The organism is Methylobacterium sp. AC690 (assembly GCF_979256535.1).
Genome location: NZ_CEEDOX010000038.1, coordinates 1 through 18,074, shown reverse-complemented (window position 1 = coordinate 18,074; position 18,074 = coordinate 1). Strand labels below are relative to the sequence as shown.

The following is an 18,074-nucleotide window of genomic DNA, read 5'->3' as shown; positions in this document are numbered from 1 at the left end:
CCACCACCCTCCCCCGCCTGCGCGTCCGCGCCCTGGTGACGGACCGGAGCCGGGGCCAGCTCCTCGCGGGGGCCGCCGTCATCCCCTGCGCCCTCGGGCGGAGCGGGATCCGGCAGGTCAAGCGCGAGGGCGACGGCGCCTCGCCCCGGGGCACGGTCCGCCTGCGCGGCGGGGTCTACCGGCCGGACCATTTCGCGAGCCGGCCGGCGAGCCTCCTGCCCTTGCGCCCGAGCGCCCCCGGCGACGGCTGGTGCGACGACGCCCGGGACCGGCGCTACAACCGGCCGATCCGCTTGCCCGCCCCGGGGGTCGGGCACGAGCGGATGTGGCGCGACGACGGGCTCTACGACCTCGTGATCGACCTCGACCACAATCGCGGGCCGATCCGGCCGGGCCGCGGCTCGGCCATCTTCCTGCACGTGGCGCGGGCCGGCTTCCTGCCGACCGAGGGCTGCGTCGCCCTGCGCCGGGCCGACCTCGTCCGCCTGCTGCGCCGGGTCGGCCCGGGCACCCGGATGCGGATCGGCTGAGCGGCCTCAGGCGGCGCGGCGGGCCCGCAGGGCGGCGAGGCTCGTCGCCACCGCCGCCGCGAGGGGCGTGTGCGGCTCCGCGCCGAGGCGGGCGACGAGGCGCGCATTGTCGAGCTCCAGGGTGGTCGACCAGAGATAGCGCATCTCGATCAGCTCGCGCAGGACGGTGACGAAGGGCGCCCCGAGATAGACGGGCGTCCAGGCGAAGGGCCGGACCGGCGGCCGGCGGCCCCCGGGATCGGCCTGGGCCGCCGCCTCGGCCACCGCCTCCGCCATGGCCCGCCCCTGCAGGTGATGCCCCCGGAAGTTCAGGCGCAGCTGGCGCGGCAGGGTGGCCGCGTCGTCGAGGAGGCGCGCGAAGGTCTCGGCGAGGTCGGGCAGGTAGGCCCAGGCATGCCCCGCACCCGGACTCTCGGGGGTCGCCACCCACCGCAGGGGCCGGCCCGCCCGCATCAGCACGGTGGTGACCCAGGAGCTCGGCGCGTGCGGGCCGAAGAAGTCGCCGGCGCAGAGGATCAGGTGATCGAGCCCTTCGGCCGCCGCCAGCATCGCCTCCATCTCGACCCGGACCGCGCCCTTGCGGGTCCGCGGACGGCGCGGCGCGTCCTCGTCGAGGCGCGGCCCGGCCTCGGGGGCGTAGACGTAGAGGTTGCCCGGCATGACGAGGCGGGCGCCCGCCGCCTGCGCCGCCGTGATGGCATGGCCCAGCATGGGCAGCGCCAGGCCGCGCCAGTCGCGGTAGCCGGGCGGGTTCACCCCGTGGAACAGGATGCGGGCGCCCTGGGCCGCCGCCACCATGTCGGCCGGGCGCAGGGCGTCGCCCGCGACCCAGTCGACGCCCGCGGGCCCGGTCCGCCGGGCCCGGTCGGGGTCGCGCGCCAGACCGCGCACCCGCCAGCCGTGCCGCAGCAGCGCCTCCGCCACCGCCCCGCCGATTCCGCCCGTCGCCCCGGTGACCAGGGCCAGCCTGTCCGTCATCGCATCCTCCGATCCTGAAACGCCGCCGAGGATGCAGGGGGAGCGGCCCAACGCATATTGCCGAAAGGCGGCGACCTGCCATACGAAACCGTATGGCTGAGCCGGACTGGCACCTGTGGCGGGCGTTTCTGGGGGTGATGCGTGCGGGCAGCCTGTCCGGCGCGGCACGCGACCTGCGGCTGACCCAGCCCACCCTCGGCCGCCAGATCGCCGCCCTGGAGCGGGGCCTCGGCGCGACCCTGTTCACCCGTGGCCGCGACGGCCTGCGGCCCACCGACCGGGCCCTCGACCTGGTGCCCCAGGCGGAGGCCATGGCCGCGGCGGCGGCGGCCCTCCTGCGCCGGGCCTCCGGCGACACCGACGCGATGCGGGGCCGCATCCGCCTCACCGCCAGCACCTTCCTGGGGGGCGCGGTGCTGCCGCCGATGCTGGCCCGGTTCCACGAGGCCCATCCGGGGGTCGACCTCGAACTCTCCCTCAGCGACCGCACCGAAGACCTGCTGCGCCGGGACGCGGACCTCGCCGTGCGCAACGTGGCCCCGACCCAGGAGGCCCTGGTGGCCCGGCGCATCGGGACCGCGCCGGTCCGGTTCTACGCCCACCGGTCCTACGCCGCGCGACGGGGCCTGCCCGCGACGCCCGCGGAGCTCGGGCGCCACAGCCTGATCGGCCGGGCCGTCCATGCGGCGCGGGTGCGCCCGACGCTCGGCCACGACCTGACCTTCGCCTTCGCCTGCGACGACGACCTCGGGCTGCTGGCGGCCCTGCGCGCCGGCTTCGGCATCGGCTATTGCCAGGCGGGCGTCGCCCGCCGCGACCCGGAGCTCGTACCGGTCCTGCCCGACCTCGTGCTGGCCGAGATCGGGATCTGGCTCGTCATGCACGAGGACCTGCGCACCACCCGTCGCATCCGGGCGCTGTTCGATCATCTCGCCCGCACCTTGACGGGTTACCTCTCAGAATAATTGCCGGCTTAAAAAACGTGTAGCCGGCTTTTTATGAGGGTTTCAGGCGGTGATCCCTGCCGGCCCATCGGGCCTTGCGCCGTCATTCCGGAGCCGCAGAGCGGCACCCCGGAATGACGGCGCGGTCCGGGCTGCCGGCCTCCGTCGACGAGGCCTGAGGGGAGAGGCCGGCCCCCTCCCCTGCCCGTCAGGCCTCCCCTGCCCGTCAGGCCACCTCCGCGGCGGAGGCCGCCGTCAGGGCCGTCATGTTGACGATGCCGCGGACGGTGGCGGTGGGGGTCAGGATGTGCACCGGCCGGGCCGCGCCGAGCAGGATCGGGCCGACGGAGACGCTCTGGCCGGCCACCACCTTCAGGGCGTTGAAGGTGATGTTGGCCGCCTCCAGGGTCGGCATGACGAGGAGGTTGGCCTCGGCGGTGAGGGCCGAGTCCGGGCGCAGGTGCCCGAGGATCGTCCGGCTGAGCGCCGTGTCGGCGGACATCTCGCCGTCGATCTCGAGATCCGGTGCCCGTTCCCGGATGAGCGCCAGGGCCTCCTGCATCTTGCGTGAGACCGGATCGTCGACGCTGCCGAAATTCGCGGACGAGACCAGGGCGACGTGCGGGGTCTGGCCGAAGCGGCGCATCGCGGCGGCGGCCTGCACCGTCATGTCGGCGATCTCGGCGGCGCTGGGGTCGCGGTGGATGTAGGGATCGCAGATGAACAGCGTGTGCCGGGGCAGCTGCAGCAGGCCCATGGCGGCGAGCCCCTGCGCGCCGGGCTTCAGGCCGATGGTCCCCGTCACGGCGGCGAGATGGGCCGGGTAGGTGCCGGTGGTGCCGCAGAGCATGCCGTCGACCTCGCCGGCCGCGAGCAGCGCGGCGGCCCGCACGGTGGTGTCGGCCCCCGGCGCGGTCTCGACCACGTGCACGTCGGTGCCGATGCGCAGGCGCAGGCCGAGGCCGGCGATCCGCTCGGCGATGGTCTCGGCCCGGCCGAGGAGGACCGGGGTGGCGAGGCGCTCGTCCACCACCACCTGGGCGGCGCGGAGCACGCGGTCCTCCTCACCCTCGGCATAGGCGATCCGCTGGGGGCCGGCCTCCGAATGGGCGCCGGCCTCGGAGGCGGCGGCGAAGACGGGCTGCATCACCGTGCCGGAGGTGTAGACCAGGCGCTCCAGGGAGCGGCGGTAGGTCTCGACGTCCTTGAAGGGCCGGGTGGCGACGCCGCTGTCGATGGCGGCCTGGGCCACCGCCGGGGCGACGGTGGTGATCAGGCGCGGGTCGAAGGGGCGCGGAATGAGGTAGTCGGGCCCGAAGCGCAGGTCGTGGGCCCCGTAGGCGGCGGCCACCACGTCCGACGGCTCGGCATGGACGAGGTCGGCGAGGGCGCGCACGGCGGCAAGCTTCATGGCCTCGTTGATCTCGGTGGCGCCGACGTCGAGGGCGCCCCGGAAGATGAAGGGGAAGCACAGGACGTTGTTGACCTGGTTCGGGTAGTCCGAGCGCCCGGTGGCGATGAGGCAGTCGGGCCGCACCTGCTTGGCCAGGGCCGGCAGGATCTCCGGGTCGGGGTTGGCCAGCGCCAGGATGATCGGCTTGTCGGCCATGCTCGCCACCATCTCGGGCTTGAGCACGCCGCCCTGGGAGACGCCGAGGAAGATGTCGGCCCCGGCCACGACGTCGCCCAGCGTCCGGGCCGTGGTGTCCCGGGCATAGGCGCGCTTCTGCGCGTCGAGGGAGGCCATCCGGTCGGTGGAGACCACGCCGCGGGAATCACAGACGACGATGTTCTCCTTGCGCAGGCCGAGGCCCACCAGGATGTTGAGGCAGGCGATGGCGGCGGCGCCCGCGCCCGAGCAGACCAGGGTGGCGGATTCGATCGGCTTGCCCACCACCGCGAGGGCGTTGATCAGGGCGGCGGCGGCCACGATGGCGGTGCCGTGCTGGTCGTCGTGGAAGACCGGGATCTTCATGCGCTCGCGCAGCTTCGTCTCGATGACGAAGCACTCGGGGGCCTTGATGTCCTCGAGGTTGATGCCGCCGAAGGTCGGCTCCAGGCGGGCGACGGTCTCGATGAACTTCTCCGGATCGGTCTCGTCGACCTCGATGTCGAACACGTCGATGCCGGCGAACTTCTTGAACAGGCAGCCCTTGCCCTCCATCACGGGCTTGCCGGCAAGCGCGCCGATATGGCCGAGGCCGAGCACCGCCGTGCCGTTGGTGATGACCGCCACGAGGTTGCCCCGGGAGGTCAGGCTGTAGGCCTCGTCGGGCGCGTGCGCGATCGCCATGCAGGCGGCGGCAACCCCGGGGGAATAGGCGAGGGCGAGGTCGCGCTGGGTGCTCATGTCCTTGGTGGGCTGGACCGCGATTTTCCCCGGGGTCGGGAAGCGGTGATAGTCGAGGGCGGCCCGGGTCAGGGCGGCCTCGGTGCCGGCATCGGCGTTCGCGGCGGCGCCCGGCGCGCGCAGGTCGGTGTCTTTGCTCATGTCTGGTCCTGGGGGTTGCGGGTGACAGGCGCCGTCGGCCCCGCCGGGGGCGGGGTCGGTGGCAGCCGGAGGGGGTGTCGGGCCTGCCGCGCGGGACGGATCAGGCCGGGTGAGGATCGGGGGGCGGCGTCTCCGGCGGACCGGTCTCCGGCGGACCGGCCTCCGGCTCGACCGCCGACGGCGGGGCCGGGTCGGGCTCGCCCCCGGCCGCCCGGCGCCCTTCGGCCAGGAGGTCGAGGGCCTGGGCTCGGGCCAGGTCCCAGTCGCGCAGGGCCCAGTCCATTTGCCGGCGCAGGAAATCCTGCTGGAGTTGCAGCATCGCGGGCAGGCTGCGCGCCGCCATCAGGCCCTGGACCAGGGTGAGGTTGGCGGCGAGCTGCCGCTGGGTGTGACGGGCCATCAGCCGACCAGCGGCCCGGAGGTCCGCCGCGACGTCGGCGCCGGCCGTCCGCCCCACCGTGGCGAGGCGGTCGAGGGTGCCCGCGACGGCCTCCGCGACGGCATCGCGGGCGGCCTCGGCGCGCCGCAGCGCCGGATCCGGTGCGGCGGACGATGGGGGTCCGGAGGTGAGATCGGGCGCGTTCGACGACATCGGCGGGTCTCCCGAAGCCGGAGCCGGGACGGGCTCCGCGAGGACCGTGCCGGTCGCGGCGCGGTCCTGTCTTCCTGATGCGGCGGCGCCCGTCCCGAAGGCGCCTGCCGAGGTCCGGGCCTCGGCACGAACGCCCGGCGTCAGTGGCCGGCGCGCTTCGGCCCGTCCTTCCGGGGCATGTAGAGGTCGGTGATGGTGCCCTCGAAGGCCTCCGCCGCCAAGCCGATCGTCTCCGACAGGGTCGGGTGCGGGTGGATGGTCAAGCCGATATCCTCGGCATCCGCCCCCAGCTCGATGGCCAGGGCCGCCTCCGCGATGAGGTCGCCGGCGGACGGGCCGACGATGCCGCAGCCGAGGATGCGGTCCGTCTCCGGGTCGAACAGGACCTTGGTCAGGCCCTCCTCGCGGCCGAGCGCCAGGGAGCGCCCGGAGGCCGCCCAGGGGAAGACGCCCTTGCCGACCTTCACGCCCTTCGCCTTGGCCTCGGTCTCGGTCATGCCGACCCAGGCCACCTCGGGATCGGTATAGGCGACCGAGGGGATAACCTTGGCGTCGAAGGCGCTGGCCTTGCCGGCGGCGACCTCGGCCGCGACCTTGCCCTCGTGCGTCGCCTTGTGGGCCAGCATCGGCTGGCCGACCACGTCGCCGATGGCGAAGATGTGGGGCACGTTGGTGCGCATCTGCCGGTCGACGGCGATGAAGCCGCGCGCGTCGACGGCGACGCCCGCCGCCTCCGCGCCGATGCGCTGGCCGTTGGGGCGCCGCCCCACCGAGACCAGCACCTTGTCGAAGGTGTCGCTGGCCGGGGCGGTGCCGCCCTCGAACGAGACCTTCAGCCCCTCCGGCGTCGCCTCCACGGCGGTGACCTTGGCCTTGAGGTGGATCGCCTCGTACTGCTTGCTGATCCGCTTCATCAGCGGCGTGACCAGGTCCTTGTCGGCGCCGGGGATGATCTGGTCCATCAGCTCGACGATGGTCACCTTCGCGCCGAGGGCGTGGTAGACGGTGGCCATCTCCAGCCCGATGATGCCGCCGCCGATCACCAGCAAGCGGGCCGGGACGCCGTCGAGTTCCAGCGCCCCCGTCGAGTCGAGGACCCGCGGGTCGTCGTGCGGGATGAAGGGCATCTGCACCGGCTCGGAGCCGGCCGCGATGATGGCGTGGTCGAAGCCGATGATCCGGGTCTGGCCCTCGTGCTCCACCGCGACCTGGTTCGGGCTGACGAAGCGGGCCTCGCCCGTCACCACCGTGACCTTGCGCTGCTTGGCCAGCCCGGTGAGGCCGCCCGTGAGGCGCTGGACCACCCCGTCCTTCCAGGCGCGCAGCTTGTCGATGTCGATCTGCGGCGCGCTGAAGCTGATGCCGTGCGCCGCCATGGCGTGGCTCTCGTCGATGACCTTGGCGGCGTGCAGCAGGGCCTTCGAGGGAATGCAGCCCACGTTGAGGCAGACGCCGCCGAGGCTCGGCCAGCGCTCGACCAGCACCACCGACTGGCCGAGATCCGCCGCCCGGAAGGCGGCGGTGTAGCCGCCGGGTCCGGCCCCGATGACGAGGACCTGGGCCCGCATCGCCTCGCCGGAGACGGGAGCCGCCGCCTTCGGGGCCGGCGCGGGCGCCGCCCCGCCGGTGGCGGTGGCCGAGGAGCCGTAGCCGGCCTGGCCCTCGCCCGGGGCGTGGCCGCTCATGGCCGCGGGGGCGCCGGGGGCGGAGGCGGGAGCGCCGGACCTGGTGGTGTCGGTGACCGTGGGCTTCGGCGCGCCGGCGCCGGCGTTCGCGGCCTCGGCCATCACCAGGATCAGGTCGCCCTGGCTCACCGTGTCGCCGGGCTTGATCCGCACCTCGGCCACCGTGCCGGCCACCGGGGACGGGATGTCCATGGTGGCCTTGTCGGATTCCAGCACGATGATCACGTCGTCGACCGAGATCACGTCGCCGGGGCTGACGCTGACCTCGATCACGGGCACGTTCTTGAAGTCGCCGATATCCGGCAGGTGGACGTCGTTGCTGCTCATCGCTTCACCTCGCTCGTTGGGTCGCGCAACCGGGCTTCGTCAGACGACGAGGCGCCGGACGTCCTCAAGGACGTGGGCGAGGTGGCGGGTGAAGCGCGCGGCGAGCGCACCGTCGATGACGCGGTGGTCGTAGGAGAGCGAGAGCGGCACGATCAGGCGCGGCGTGAACGCGGTGCCGTTCCAGACCGGGCTCATCTTGGCGCGGGCGACGCCCAGGATCGCGACCTCGGGGGCGTTGACCAGCGGCGTGAAGGCGGTGCCGCCGATGCCGCCGAGGCTGGAGATCGAGAAGGTGGCGCCCTGCATGTCGGCGGCGCTGAGCTTGCCGTCGCGGGCTTTCGCCGAGATCGCCCCGAGGTCGCGGCTGATCTCCACGAGGCCCTTGCGGTCGGCCTCCTTGATCACCGGGACGACGAGCCCGTCCGGCGTGTCGACCGCGACGCCGATGTTGTAGTAGCGCTTGAGGATCAGGGCGTCCTTCTCAGGCGACAGCGAGGCGTTGAACTCGGGGTGCTTGCGTAGGGCGGAAACCGCGGCCTTGATCAGGAAGGCCAGCAGGGTGACGCGGTAGCCCTTGTCCTTGAGTTCCTTGCCCTGGGCGTCGAGCTCCTTGCGGTAGGCATCCGTCTCGGTGATGTCCGACTCGTCCTGGTGGGTGACCAGCGGCACGTTGAGCCAGGACCGGTGCAGGTGCGCGCCGGAGATCTTCTTGATCCGCGACAGGGGCAGGGTCTCGATCGGGCCGAACTTCGCGAAATCCACCGCCGGGATCTCCGGGATGCCCATGCCGCCGCCGGAGAAGGCGGCCGTGCCGGAGGCGGCCGCGGCGGGCGCCGCCGCGCGGGTGAGGTGGCCCTTCACGTCCTCCTTGGTGATCCGGCCCTTCTCGCCGGTGCCCTTCACCGCCGTCAGGTCGAGGCCGAGCTCGCGGGCCAGGCGCCGCACGCCGGGGCTGGCATGGACCTGTGAGAAGTCGGGAAGGTTGCCGGCCGACGGGGCGGGCGCGGCGGGGGCCGAATTCGGGGTGGGCGTCGCGCTCGGGGCCGGCTCCTGCTTGGCGAGCAGGGCGGCGCTGTCGGCGCCCGCGGGCGCGTCGGCGGCGGTCTCGGCGCCCTTGACCGCACCCTGGGAGGCCTCGCCCTTGAACACCAGGAGCGGCGAGCCCTCGCTCACCTTGTCGCCCAGCTTGACCAGGATCCGCTCCACCACGCCGGCGCTCGGCGAGGGCACGTCCATGGTCGCCTTGTCGGATTCCAGCGAGACCAGCGGGTCGTCGGGCCCGATCGTGTCGCCCTCCTTCACGTGGATCTCGATGATCGGGATGTCCTTGAAGTCGCCGATATCCGGGATCTGGATCTCGATGCCCACTGCGCATTCTCCCTGGCTGAGTCGGAGCCTCTCGCGGGCCCCCTCGTCCGGTGGTGTGGTCGGTGAAAGGTCGGGAAGTCGGGGGCGCCGGCCGCGCGTGGGCGGCCGGCGCCGAGCCGGATCAGCTCAGACGGTCCAGGGGGCCGGCCGGTCGGTGTCGATGCCGTACCGGGCGAGGGCGTCGGCCACGGTCTGGGCCGGGATCACGCCCTCCTCGGCCAGGCTGTGCAGCGCCGCCACCACGACCCAGTGCCGGTTGACCTCGAAGAAGTCGCGCAGGCGGGCCCGGTAGTCCGAGCGGCCGAAGCCGTCGGTGCCGAGCACGCGGTAGCGTCCGGGCACCCAGGTGCGGATCTGGTCGGCGAACAGGCGCATGTAGTCGGTGGCGGCCACCACCGGGCCGGTGCGGCCGGTCAGGCAGGTCTCCACATGGGAGAGGCGCCTGCCCTCCAGCGGGTGCAGGAGGTTCCAGCGCTCCGCCGCCATGGCGTCGCGGCGCAGCTCGGTGAAGCTCGGGCAGCTCCAGATGTCGGCGCTGATGCCGAAATCCTGCTCCAGCAGGGCGGCCGCGGCGATGACCTCCCGCAGGATGGTGCCCGAGCCCAGGAGCTGGACCCGGTGCCCCCGGGTCTTCTCCTTCGGGCCCTCCTTGAAGAGGTACATGCCCTTGATGATGTCGGCCTCGGCGCCCTCCGGCATGCCGGGGTGCTCGTAGTTCTCGTTCATCACGGTGATGTAGTAGAACACGTCCTCCTGCTCGGCATACATCCGGCGCAGGCCGTCCTGCACGATCACCGCCACCTCGTACGAGAAGGTCGGGTCGTAGGAGACGCAGTTCGGGATGGTGGACGAGATCAGGTGGCTGTGGCCGTCCTCGTGCTGCAGGCCCTCGCCGTTGAGGGTGGTGCGCCCCGCCGTGCCGCCGACGAGGAAGCCCCGCGCCCGCATGTCGCCCGCCGCCCAGGCGAGGTCGCCGACCCGCTGGAAGCCGAACATCGAGTAGTAGACGTAGAACGGGATCGTCGGCGCGTCGGAGTGCGAGTAGGAGGTCGCGGCCGCGATCCAGGACGACATCGCGCCCGGCTCGTTGATGCCCTCCTGGAGCATCTGACCGTTCTTGTCCTCCTTGTAGTACATCAGCTGGTTGGCATCCTCCGGCCGGTAGAGCTGGCCGACCTGGGAGAAGATGCCGAACTGGCGGAACATGCCCTCCATGCCGAAGGTGCGGCTCTCGTCGGGCACGATCGGCACGATGCGGTTGCCGATGTTCTTGTCGCGCAGCAGCGTGTTGAGGATGCGCACGAAGGCCATGGTGGTGGAGATCTCGCGGCCCGCGGTCTCCTTGAGCTGGGCCGAGAAGGCCGAGAGCGGCGGGATCTCCAGGGCCTGCGATGTCCGCCGCCGGGCCGGGAGGGGACCGCCGAGGGCTTCCCGCCGCGCCATCAGGTAGCGGTGCTCGGGGCTGCCCTCGGGGAACTTGATGAAGGGGATCTCCTTCAGCTGGTCGTCGGTCAGGTCGATCTGGAAGCGGTCGCGGAACTGGCGCAGGACCGCCTCGCCCATCTTCTTCTGCTGGTGGGTGATGTTCTGGCCCTCGCCGGACTCGCCCATGCCGTAGCCCTTGACGGTCTTGGCGAGGATGAGGGTCGGCTGGCCCTTGTGCTTGGAGGCGGCGCTGTAGGCGGCGAAGACCTTGCGCGGGTCGTGGCCGCCGCGGGTGAGGCGCCAGATGTCGTCGTCGCTCATGTCGGCCACGAGGGCCGCGGTCTCGGGGTAGCGGCCGAAGAAGTGCTCGCGGATGTAGGCGCCGTTCTTCGACTTGAAGTCCTGGTACTCGCCGTCGACGCACTCCTCCATCAGGCGCGCCAGCATGCCGGTGCTGTCGCGCTGGATCAGGGCGTCCCAGCCCGACCCCCACAGCACCTTGATGACGTTCCAGCCGGCGCCGCGGAAATCGGCCTCCAGCTCCTGGACGATCTTGCCGTTGCCGCGCACCGGCCCGTCGAGGCGCTGCAGGTTGCAGTTGATGACGAAGACGAGGTTGTCGAGTTTTTCACGCGCCGCGAGCGCGATGGCGCCCAGGCTCTCCGGCTCGTCCATCTCGCCGTCGCCCATGAAGGCCCAGACCTTGCGGCCGTCCGTCTGCGCGAGGTTGCGGTGGTGCAGGTAGCGCAGGAAGCGCGCCTGGTAGATCGCCATCAGGGGGCCGAGGCCCATGGAGACGGTGGGGAACTGCCAGAAATCCGGCATCAGCCAGGGATGCGGATAGGACGACAGGCCCTTGCCGCCGACCTCTTGCCGGAAGCCGAGGAGCTGCTCCTCGGTGAGGCGCCCCTCCAGGAAGGCGCGGGCATAGACGCCGGGCGAGGAATGGCCCTGCACGTAGATCAGGTCGCCGCCGTGGCTGGAATCGGCCGCCCGCCAGAAATGCATGAAGCCGGTGTCGTAGAGGGTGGCGGCGGACTGGAAGCTGGCGATGTGGCCGCCGAGCTCGGACGAGTCCTTGTTCGCCCGCAGGATGATCGCGATGGCGTTCCAGCGGATGGCCGAGCGGATGCGGTGCTCGATCGCCCGGTCGCCGGGATGCGGGTCCTGCTTCTCGGGCAGGATCGTGTTGAGGTAGGCGGTGTTGGCCGAGTAGGGGACGGGAGCGCCCTTCTTGCGGGCCCCGTCGATCACCTGCTCGATCAGGTAATGCGCCCGCTCCGGCCCGTCGACGTCGAGGACGCCGTCCAGCGAATCGAGCCATTCCTGCGTCTCGACGGGATCGAGGTCGCGGCTACGCTCCATGGCATCCTCCTTGGTTTTTCAGCGGTTCTCGCGGTCCGCTCTTTGGCGCCTCACGCGTCAGCGGCGTTCGTGCGTCGGCAGCGTTCGTGAGCAGCGTTCGTGCCAACCCCACCCAATCGCTTTTTGCGTTGTCTGGCAATGGCTTCGCCGAAGCCGAAAGTTTTTGGTCTGCGAAATTTGTTACGGGTTTGAATTTTTTTGTCTGGCTTTCCAGACCCGTGCCGGCGGCGTTGTCGGGGCCGGCGCAGCCTCGGGCAGGTCGCTGCGCCGGTCCGCGCCGGGTCCGGATGATCCAGCCCAGGCCGGTCCCCGCCGAGACGACCCCCGGCACCGTCGCGGCTGCTCCGAGAGACGTCGCGTGGGTCCAGGCGACACGGCCGGCCACCCACGGGGCACACCCAACCCCGAAGCCGATCGCGAGGATCATGGGGTGAGGATTATGGGGCGAGGATCATGAGGCGAGGATGACGGGGCGGCCGGACGGCACCCCGGAGGCGCGGTCTCGCAGCGGGGCGGCGATGTCGGTGCAGCTCGTCCGCAGCGCCGCGCGACGGGAGCCGCCCGGGTCCCGCGCCGTGCGGCGCGCCACGGGGAAAACGACCACCAGGAGGGTCAACGCGACGGCGAGGTCGCGGACGCTCCGAACTTCGTGAAGACCGTGGCGCGGGCTCGTTCAGGGGCCACCGCGCAGCGGGATTCCCTCAGGGATGGGGCAACGACCGAAGCGGGAAACGGTCCCGCTTCGGTGACGCCGTCCGCCCTCGGGGGGACGACGGGGCGCCGAAACCGGCGCCGGCCCTCAATGCACCAGGATCTTCGACAGGAAGTTCTGGGCGCGCTCGGAGCGGGCGTTGGCGAAGAAGTCCTCCTTGGTGGCGTCCTCGACGATCTCGCCCTTGTCCATGAAGATCACGCGGTTCGCGACCTTGCGGGCGAAGCCCATCTCGTGGGTCACGCACATCATGGTCATGCCCTCGCGGGCGAGCTGGACCATGACGTCGAGCACCTCGCCGACCATCTCGGGATCAAGGGCCGAGGTCGGCTCGTCGAACAGCATCACCACCGGGTTCATGGCGAGCGCCCGGGCGATGGCCACGCGCTGCTGCTGGCCGCCCGAGAGCTGGCCGGGAAACTTCTTGGCGTGAGCCGAGAGGCCGACCCGGTCGAGGAGCGCCAGCCCCGTCTTGAGGGCGGTGTCCTCGTCGCGCCGGAGCACCTTGCGCTGCGCCAGGGTCAGGTTCTCCGTGATGGAGAGGTGCGGGAACAGCTCGAAGTGCTGGAACACCATGCCGACCCGGGCCCGCAGCTTCGGCAGGTTGGTCTTCTTGTCGTGCACGGGCGTGCCGTCGACGACGATCTCGCCCTTCTGGAAGGGCTCGAGGGCGTTGACGCACTTGATCAGGGTCGACTTGCCGGAGCCCGAGGGCCCGCAGACCACCACCACCTCACCCTTGTTCACGGCGGTGCTGCAATCGGTGAGGACCTGGAAGTCGCCGTACCATTTGCTGACGGACTTCATGGTGATCATCGGCCCCGTGGTCACGGGGGCCTGGGCGGTGTTGAGCGACGTGGTCATGGCGGAAATCCTCGTCTGGGATGCGGCGACGCCTGAGCGGGGGAAGGCCTCGTCCAGGGAATGCCTGGGCAGAGGGGGGCCCGGCGTCAGCGGATGATGGCGATCTTCTTCTGGAGGCGGCGCACCGCCATGGAGGCCACGAAGCAGACCGCGAAGTAGACCACGGCCGCGAACAGGTACATTTCCACGAGGCGGCCGTCGCGCTGGGCGATCTTCGAGGCCGCGCCGAGGAAGTCGGTCACCGAGAGGACGTAGACCAGCGAGGTGTCCTGGAAGAGGACGATGGTCTGCGTCAGCAGGATCGGTGTCATGTTGCGGAACACCTGGGGCAGGATCACGCTGCGCATCGAGGCGAAGTAGGTCAGGCCCAGCGCCGAGGCCGCCGCCGCCTGGCCCTTGGGGATCGACTGGATGCCGGCGCGCATGATCTCGGAGAAGTAGGCCGCCTCGAACAGCGTGAAGGTCACCAGCGACGAGGTGAAGGCACCCACCGTCATCGGCCGGTCGGCCCCGGTGATCCACTGCCCGAGATAGGGCACCAGGAAGTAGAACCAGAAGATCACCAGCACGAGGGGCAGCGACCGCATCAGGTTGACGTAGCCCTTGGCCACGGTCGGGATCACCGGCAGGCTGGAGAGCCGCATCATGGCGATGAGCGTGCCGAGCACGATGCCGCCGATGGCGGCGAGCGCCGTCAGCGTCAGGGTGAAGCGCATGCCGTCCAGGAACAGGTACGGCAGCGCGGAGGTGATGACGGAGAAGTCGAAATTCGCGAGCATCGCGGCGATCCTTGAGGAGGAGAAGGCGGAGGGCAGCCCCTCAGCGATGGCCCGGGACGGCGACGCGGCGCTCGATCCAGCCGGAGGTGAAGATCACCACGACGTTGATCAGGACGTAGAGGACGGTGGCGGCGGTGAAGGCCTCGAACACCTGGAACGAGAATTCCTGCATGGCGCGGGCGCGGGCGGTGAGCTCGAGCAGGCCGATGGTGAGGGCGACCGAGGTGTTCTTGAGGTTGTTCAGGAATTCCGAGGTCAGCGGCGGCAGGATCATCCGGTAGGCGCTGGGCAGGAGCACGTAGCGGTAGGTCTGGTAGACCGTCAGGCCCATGGCGGTGCCGGCCATCTTCTGCCCGCGCGGCAGGGCCTGGATGCCGGCGCGCACCTGCTCGGCGACGCGGGAGGCGGTGAAGAAGCCCAGGCACACCACCGCCGTGTAGAACGGCGCGTTGGGCAGCTGCTTGATCCCGCTGCCCCAGGATTCGGGCAGCACCTCCGGCAGGACGAAGTACCAGAGGAACATCTGCACCAGCAGGGGGATGTTGCGGAACAGCTCGACGTAGGTCGTGCCGACGGCGTTGGCGAGCTTCGACGGCAGGGTGCGCATCACGCCGATGACGGAGCCGAGGAGAAACGCGATCACCCAGGCGCAGAGGGCCGTCACCACCGTCCACATCAGGCCCGAGAGCAGCATGTCCGCGTAGGTGCCGGTGCCTTCCGGGGACGGTTCGAGGAAGATGCCCCAGTTCCAGTTGTAGTTCATCGCGTCGTCGTCCCCTGTGATCGGGCATCCGGGCGAGCGCCCGTGGCAAGCGTGCGGGCGCGCGCCCGTGAATGTGGCGGTGCTGTGTCGGACAGTGCCGAGACCTTGAGCGGAAGGTCCAGGGCCTTGAGGGTCGCGCCCCGGTCCCACACTGACATTTCCAGAGATTTGCTGCTTTTCCGGGCATGACCCCGCGCACGCCACGCAAGGGCCGCCGGCCCGCCCGGAGGGGGCGGAGCGACGGCCTTCGGGCGATTCGGCCGGGCACGGAGGGGGCTGAGACGGATCGGACGGGAACCAGGGCGGCGCATCGGTGCCCGCCCCTAGCATCATCCGGACCAGAGCCCGAGGGCGAGGGCCGACCCGCGGCTCAGGCGCGGGCCGGTGTGGCCGCGGGGACACCCTGCGGGGCCGGCCGGCCCAGGGTGAGGATCAGCCCGGCGGCGGCGAGGCAGAGCGCCCCGGCGGCGAAGAAAGCCGGCAGGTAGGTCGCGAGCTCGGTCCGCGAGAGACCGGCTCCGTAGGCGATCGTCGCCGCGCCGAGCTGGTGGCCGGCGAAGACCCAGCCGAAGACGAGGTTGGCGCGCTCGCGCCCGAACCGCGCCGCGGTCAACCGCACGGTGGGCGGCACCGTGGCGATCCAGTCGAGGCCGTAGAACACCGCGAACAGCGACAGGCCCACGAAGGAGAAGTCCGAGAACGGCAGGAACATCAGCGAGAGGCCGCGCAGGCCGTAGTACCAGAACAGGAGCCAGCGGTTGTCGTAGCGGTCGGAGAGCCAGCCCGAGGCCACGGTGCCGATGAAGTCGAACACGCCCATGGCGGCGAGCACGCTGGCGCCCTGTACCGGCCCGATGCCGTAATCGGCGCAGAGGGGGATGAAGTGGGTCTGGATCAGCCCGTTGGTGCTGGCCCCGCAGATGAAGAACGTGGCGAACAGCACCCAGAACACCCGGGTGCCGGCGGCGTCGCGCAGGGCGGACAGGGCGCCGTGGGCGCTCGGGCCGGCGGCACCGGAGCCCGGGGTGGCCGGGGCCACGGTCGGGCGCGTCTCGCCGTAGGGCGCCAGCCCGAGATCCTCCGGCCGGTCCCGCATCAGGGCGACGACCCCGAGGCCGGCCGCGAGGAGGAGGCCGCAGATCACCAGCAGGGCGGCGCGCCAGCCGAGGGCCTCCGTGAGGGCGGCGAGCAGGGGCAGCACCACGAGCTGACCCGTGGCGGAACTGGCAGTGAGGAGGCCGACCACGAGGCCGCGGGATCGCGAGAACCAGCGCGTCGCCACCGTGGCGCCCAGCACCAGGGCGGTCAGCCCCGTGCCGATGCCCACCACCACGCCCCAGAGCAGGACGAGCTGCCAGACCTGCGTCATCCCCAGGGAGGCCAGCAGGCCGCCGGCGATCAGCCCCAGGGCCAGGAGCACGATCCGGCGCGGGCCGTAGCGGTTCATCAGGGCGGCGGCGAAGGGCCCCATCAGGCCGAACAGGACGAGGCGCACGGCGAGCGCCGAGCCGATCGTCGCCGTGTCCCAGCCGAACTCCTTCTGGAGGGGCAGGATCAGGACACCCGGGGCTCCGACGGCGCCCGCCGTCACCAGCATGGTCAGGAAGGTCACGCCGGCCACGGCCCAGCCGTAATGGAGGCCGCGGCGGGCGAACCCCGTCGCGACGGCGTCGGACAGGCGCAGGGTGGGGTCGGTGGCCATGGCACGGTGCTCCGGCGCGCCGGCTGCCCAGGCCCTGGAGCCTTGCAGGAGCGCAGGCGCCTTGCATAAGCGCATATGCACGCTTTAGACAAGGGCTCCGACCGCGCGGAGCGTTCCATGGCCGATCCCCCCTCCCCCGCCGTGCTCTGCCACTGCAACGCGATCCGCCGGGGCGCCCGGCAGGTGACGCAGTTCTACGACCGGCACCTGGCGCCGGCGGGCCTGCGCACGTCGCAGTATTCGATGCTGGTGGGCCTGGCGCGCCTCGGCCCGATCGCCATCGCCGCCTTCGCCGATGCCATGGCGATGGACCGCACCACCATGGGGCGGGCCCTGAAGCCCCTGGAGCGCGACGGCCTCCTCGCCGTCGGGCCGGGACCGGACGGGCGGACCCGGGCCCTCCACCTCACCGAGGCCGGCCGGCGGCGCATCGCCGAGGCCGAGCCCCTCTGGCGGGTGGCGCAGGCGGGCTTCGAGGCACGCTACGGCGCGCCGGCGGCCGCGGACCTCCGGACCGCCCTGGCGCGGGTGGTGCGGACGGTGTGAGGCGGCCCTAGCCCTTGCGCGGACGGGCGCCGAAGATCGCGGTGCCGACCCGGACATGGGTGGCACCCATCTGGATCGCGGCGGGGTAGTCCGCACTCATGCCCATGGAAAGGATCGGCAGGCTGTGGCGCTCGGCGATCCGGGCCAGCAGGGCGAAGTGCGGCGAGGGCGGCGCGTCGGCGGGCGGGATGCACATCAGCCCGTGGATCGTGAGGCCGTGGGTCTCGCGGCAGGCGGACAGCAGGGTGTCGAGCGCGGCCGGCGCGACGCCGCCCTTCTGCGGCTCGTCGCCGGTATTGACCTGGATCAGGAGCTTGGGCGCGCGGCCCACCCGCGCGATCTCCTTGGCCAAAGCCGCCGCGAGGGAGAGCCGGTCGAGGCCGTGGAGGACGTCGAACAGCTCCACCGCCTCCCGGGCCTTGTTCGATTGCAGCGGACCGACGAGGTGGAGCTCCACGTCCGGGTAGCGCTCCCGGAGCGCCGGCCACTTGGCCTTGGATTCCTGGACGTAGTTCTCGCCGAACAGGCGCTGCCCGGCGGCCAGCGCCGGCAGGATCCCGGCGGCGGGAATCGTCTTCGACACCGCCACCAGGGCGACCGTGGCGGGATCGCGCTCGGCATCCTCCGCCGCCTGGGCGATCTGGTGGCGCACCGCCGCCAGCCCGGCCACCACGTCGGCGGCGTTCGGAGGGGGCGGGGCAGCGTCGGGCGAGTTTTCGGGCGAGGGCTCGAGCGCGGTTTCGGAGATGGCGTCGTCGGGAACTGTGTCGGCCATGCTGCCTCGCAGGGAAGGGGTTCGGTGGATCGCTCGGCCCGGGGACTACCATTCCGGGCGCGGGCCGCAAGGACAACGCGCCGCGCGCCGATGCAGGCTCGGCGACGATGCTCCCCCGCGGACCGGGCAGCCCGATCCGTGTTGACCCCTCCCCTCCCCGTGGTAGTCCGGCCCTCAGCCTCTCAGGGCGAGCCCGCACCCCGCGAGGCGCGCCACTCACCCCAGAAC

14 protein-coding genes are annotated in these 18,074 nt (G+C 71.8%); 3 read left to right on the top strand and 11 right to left on the bottom strand.

All coding sequences use genetic code 11. The features are described 5' to 3' along the window. On the top strand, positions 1 to 530 hold a 530-nt coding region (locus tag AC0IY1_RS24945; RefSeq protein WP_471773249.1), incomplete at its 5' end, for a L,D-transpeptidase family protein. 6 nt (positions 531 to 536) lie between these two features. On the opposite strand, the gene AC0IY1_RS24940 is transcribed toward AC0IY1_RS24945, so the two are convergent. Next, positions 537 to 1,508 carry an NAD(P)H-binding protein gene (locus AC0IY1_RS24940; RefSeq protein WP_471773247.1) on the bottom strand — a complete coding sequence of 324 codons (972 nt, stop codon included), beginning with the start codon at positions 1,506 to 1,508 and terminating at the stop codon, positions 537 to 539. 92 nt (positions 1,509 to 1,600) lie between these two features. Here AC0IY1_RS24940 and AC0IY1_RS24935 point away from each other — a divergent pair, with 92 nt between their 5' ends. Beyond that, positions 1,601 to 2,473, top strand: a complete 873-nt coding sequence (locus tag AC0IY1_RS24935; RefSeq protein ID WP_471773245.1) for a LysR family transcriptional regulator — start codon at positions 1,601 to 1,603, stop codon at positions 2,471 to 2,473. Positions 2,474 to 2,678: 205 nt separating this feature from the next. Here the strand turns inward: AC0IY1_RS24935 and AC0IY1_RS24930 are convergent, their stop codons facing one another. The 9 genes from AC0IY1_RS24930 to AC0IY1_RS24890 form a co-directional block, all read right to left on the bottom strand. Beyond that, complete coding sequence (locus tag AC0IY1_RS24930; RefSeq protein WP_471773243.1) at positions 2,679 to 4,943, bottom strand: NADP-dependent malic enzyme; 2,265 nt, start codon at positions 4,941 to 4,943, stop codon at positions 2,679 to 2,681. A 100-nt stretch (positions 4,944 to 5,043) separates the two neighbouring features. Then, positions 5,044 to 5,535, bottom strand: a complete 492-nt coding sequence (locus AC0IY1_RS24925) for a hypothetical protein (RefSeq protein WP_471773241.1) — start codon at positions 5,533 to 5,535, stop codon at positions 5,044 to 5,046. A 140-nt stretch (positions 5,536 to 5,675) separates the two neighbouring features. Then, complete coding sequence (gene lpdA, locus AC0IY1_RS24920) at positions 5,676 to 7,547, bottom strand: dihydrolipoyl dehydrogenase (RefSeq protein WP_471773239.1); 1,872 nt, start codon at positions 7,545 to 7,547, stop codon at positions 5,676 to 5,678. A 39-nt stretch (positions 7,548 to 7,586) separates the two neighbouring features. After that, positions 7,587 to 8,915, bottom strand: a complete 1,329-nt coding sequence (gene aceF / locus AC0IY1_RS24915; RefSeq protein ID WP_471773237.1) for a dihydrolipoyllysine-residue acetyltransferase — start codon at positions 8,913 to 8,915, stop codon at positions 7,587 to 7,589. A 126-nt stretch (positions 8,916 to 9,041) separates the two neighbouring features. Next, positions 9,042 to 11,705 carry a pyruvate dehydrogenase (acetyl-transferring), homodimeric type gene (gene aceE, locus AC0IY1_RS24910; protein WP_471773236.1) on the bottom strand — a complete coding sequence of 888 codons (2,664 nt, stop codon included), beginning with the start codon at positions 11,703 to 11,705 and terminating at the stop codon, positions 9,042 to 9,044. Between the two features lie 799 nt (positions 11,706 to 12,504). Further along, positions 12,505 to 13,233: an amino acid ABC transporter ATP-binding protein gene (locus AC0IY1_RS24905; RefSeq protein WP_055948551.1), complete on the bottom strand. Its 729-nt coding sequence runs from the start codon at positions 13,231 to 13,233 to the stop codon at positions 12,505 to 12,507. A 134-nt stretch (positions 13,234 to 13,367) separates the two neighbouring features. Then, positions 13,368 to 14,060 carry an amino acid ABC transporter permease gene (locus AC0IY1_RS24900; protein WP_055946451.1) on the bottom strand — a complete coding sequence of 231 codons (693 nt, stop codon included), beginning with the start codon at positions 14,058 to 14,060 and terminating at the stop codon, positions 13,368 to 13,370. Between the two features lie 40 nt (positions 14,061 to 14,100). Continuing rightward, positions 14,101 to 14,823, bottom strand: coding sequence for an amino acid ABC transporter permease (locus tag AC0IY1_RS24895; protein WP_055946454.1), 723 nt, complete (start codon positions 14,821 to 14,823; stop codon positions 14,101 to 14,103). A 370-nt stretch (positions 14,824 to 15,193) separates the two neighbouring features. Further along, a complete protein-coding gene (locus AC0IY1_RS24890) occupies positions 15,194 to 16,525 on the bottom strand; it encodes an MFS transporter (protein ID WP_471773234.1) in 1,332 nt (443 codons plus the stop codon). Between the two features lie 117 nt (positions 16,526 to 16,642). Between AC0IY1_RS24890 and AC0IY1_RS24885 the strand changes: the two genes are divergently transcribed. Beyond that, positions 16,643 to 17,071 (top strand): MarR family winged helix-turn-helix transcriptional regulator, encoded by a 429-nt coding sequence (locus tag AC0IY1_RS24885; RefSeq protein ID WP_471773232.1) that lies wholly within the window; start codon positions 16,643 to 16,645, stop codon positions 17,069 to 17,071. 7 nt (positions 17,072 to 17,078) lie between these two features. Here AC0IY1_RS24885 and AC0IY1_RS24880 read toward each other — a convergent pair whose 3' ends face one another. Next, positions 17,079 to 17,846 carry a YggS family pyridoxal phosphate-dependent enzyme gene (locus tag AC0IY1_RS24880; protein ID WP_471773230.1) on the bottom strand — a complete coding sequence of 256 codons (768 nt, stop codon included), beginning with the start codon at positions 17,844 to 17,846 and terminating at the stop codon, positions 17,079 to 17,081. Positions 17,847 to 18,074 lie beyond the last annotated feature (228 nt).

Excerpts from the sequence above, each read along its gene's own strand:
- AC0IY1_RS24890 (WP_471773234.1), bottom strand. The coding sequence starts at position 16,525 with ATGGCCACCGACCCCACCCTGCGCCTGTCCGACGCCGTCGCGACGGGG.
- AC0IY1_RS24885 (WP_471773232.1), top strand. The coding sequence starts at position 16,643 with ATGGCCGATCCCCCCTCCCCCGCCGTGCTCTGCCACTGCAACGCGATC.
- AC0IY1_RS24895 (WP_055946454.1), bottom strand. The coding sequence starts at position 14,823 with ATGAACTACAACTGGAACTGGGGCATCTTCCTCGAACCGTCCCCGGAA.
- AC0IY1_RS24905 (WP_055948551.1), bottom strand. The coding sequence starts at position 13,233 with ATGATCACCATGAAGTCCGTCAGCAAATGGTACGGCGACTTCCAGGTC.
- AC0IY1_RS24900 (WP_055946451.1), bottom strand. The coding sequence starts at position 14,060 with ATGCTCGCGAATTTCGACTTCTCCGTCATCACCTCCGCGCTGCCGTAC.
- AC0IY1_RS24925 (WP_471773241.1), bottom strand. The coding sequence starts at position 5,535 with ATGTCGTCGAACGCGCCCGATCTCACCTCCGGACCCCCATCGTCCGCC.
- AC0IY1_RS24940 (WP_471773247.1), bottom strand. The coding sequence starts at position 1,508 with ATGACGGACAGGCTGGCCCTGGTCACCGGGGCGACGGGCGGAATCGGC.
- aceE (WP_471773236.1), bottom strand. The coding sequence starts at position 11,705 with ATGGAGCGTAGCCGCGACCTCGATCCCGTCGAGACGCAGGAATGGCTC.
- AC0IY1_RS24880 (WP_471773230.1), bottom strand. The coding sequence starts at position 17,846 with ATGGCCGACACAGTTCCCGACGACGCCATCTCCGAAACCGCGCTCGAG.
- AC0IY1_RS24935 (WP_471773245.1), top strand. The coding sequence starts at position 1,601 with ATGGCTGAGCCGGACTGGCACCTGTGGCGGGCGTTTCTGGGGGTGATG.
- AC0IY1_RS24930 (WP_471773243.1), bottom strand. The coding sequence starts at position 4,943 with ATGAGCAAAGACACCGACCTGCGCGCGCCGGGCGCCGCCGCGAACGCC.
- lpdA (WP_471773239.1), bottom strand. The coding sequence starts at position 7,547 with ATGAGCAGCAACGACGTCCACCTGCCGGATATCGGCGACTTCAAGAAC.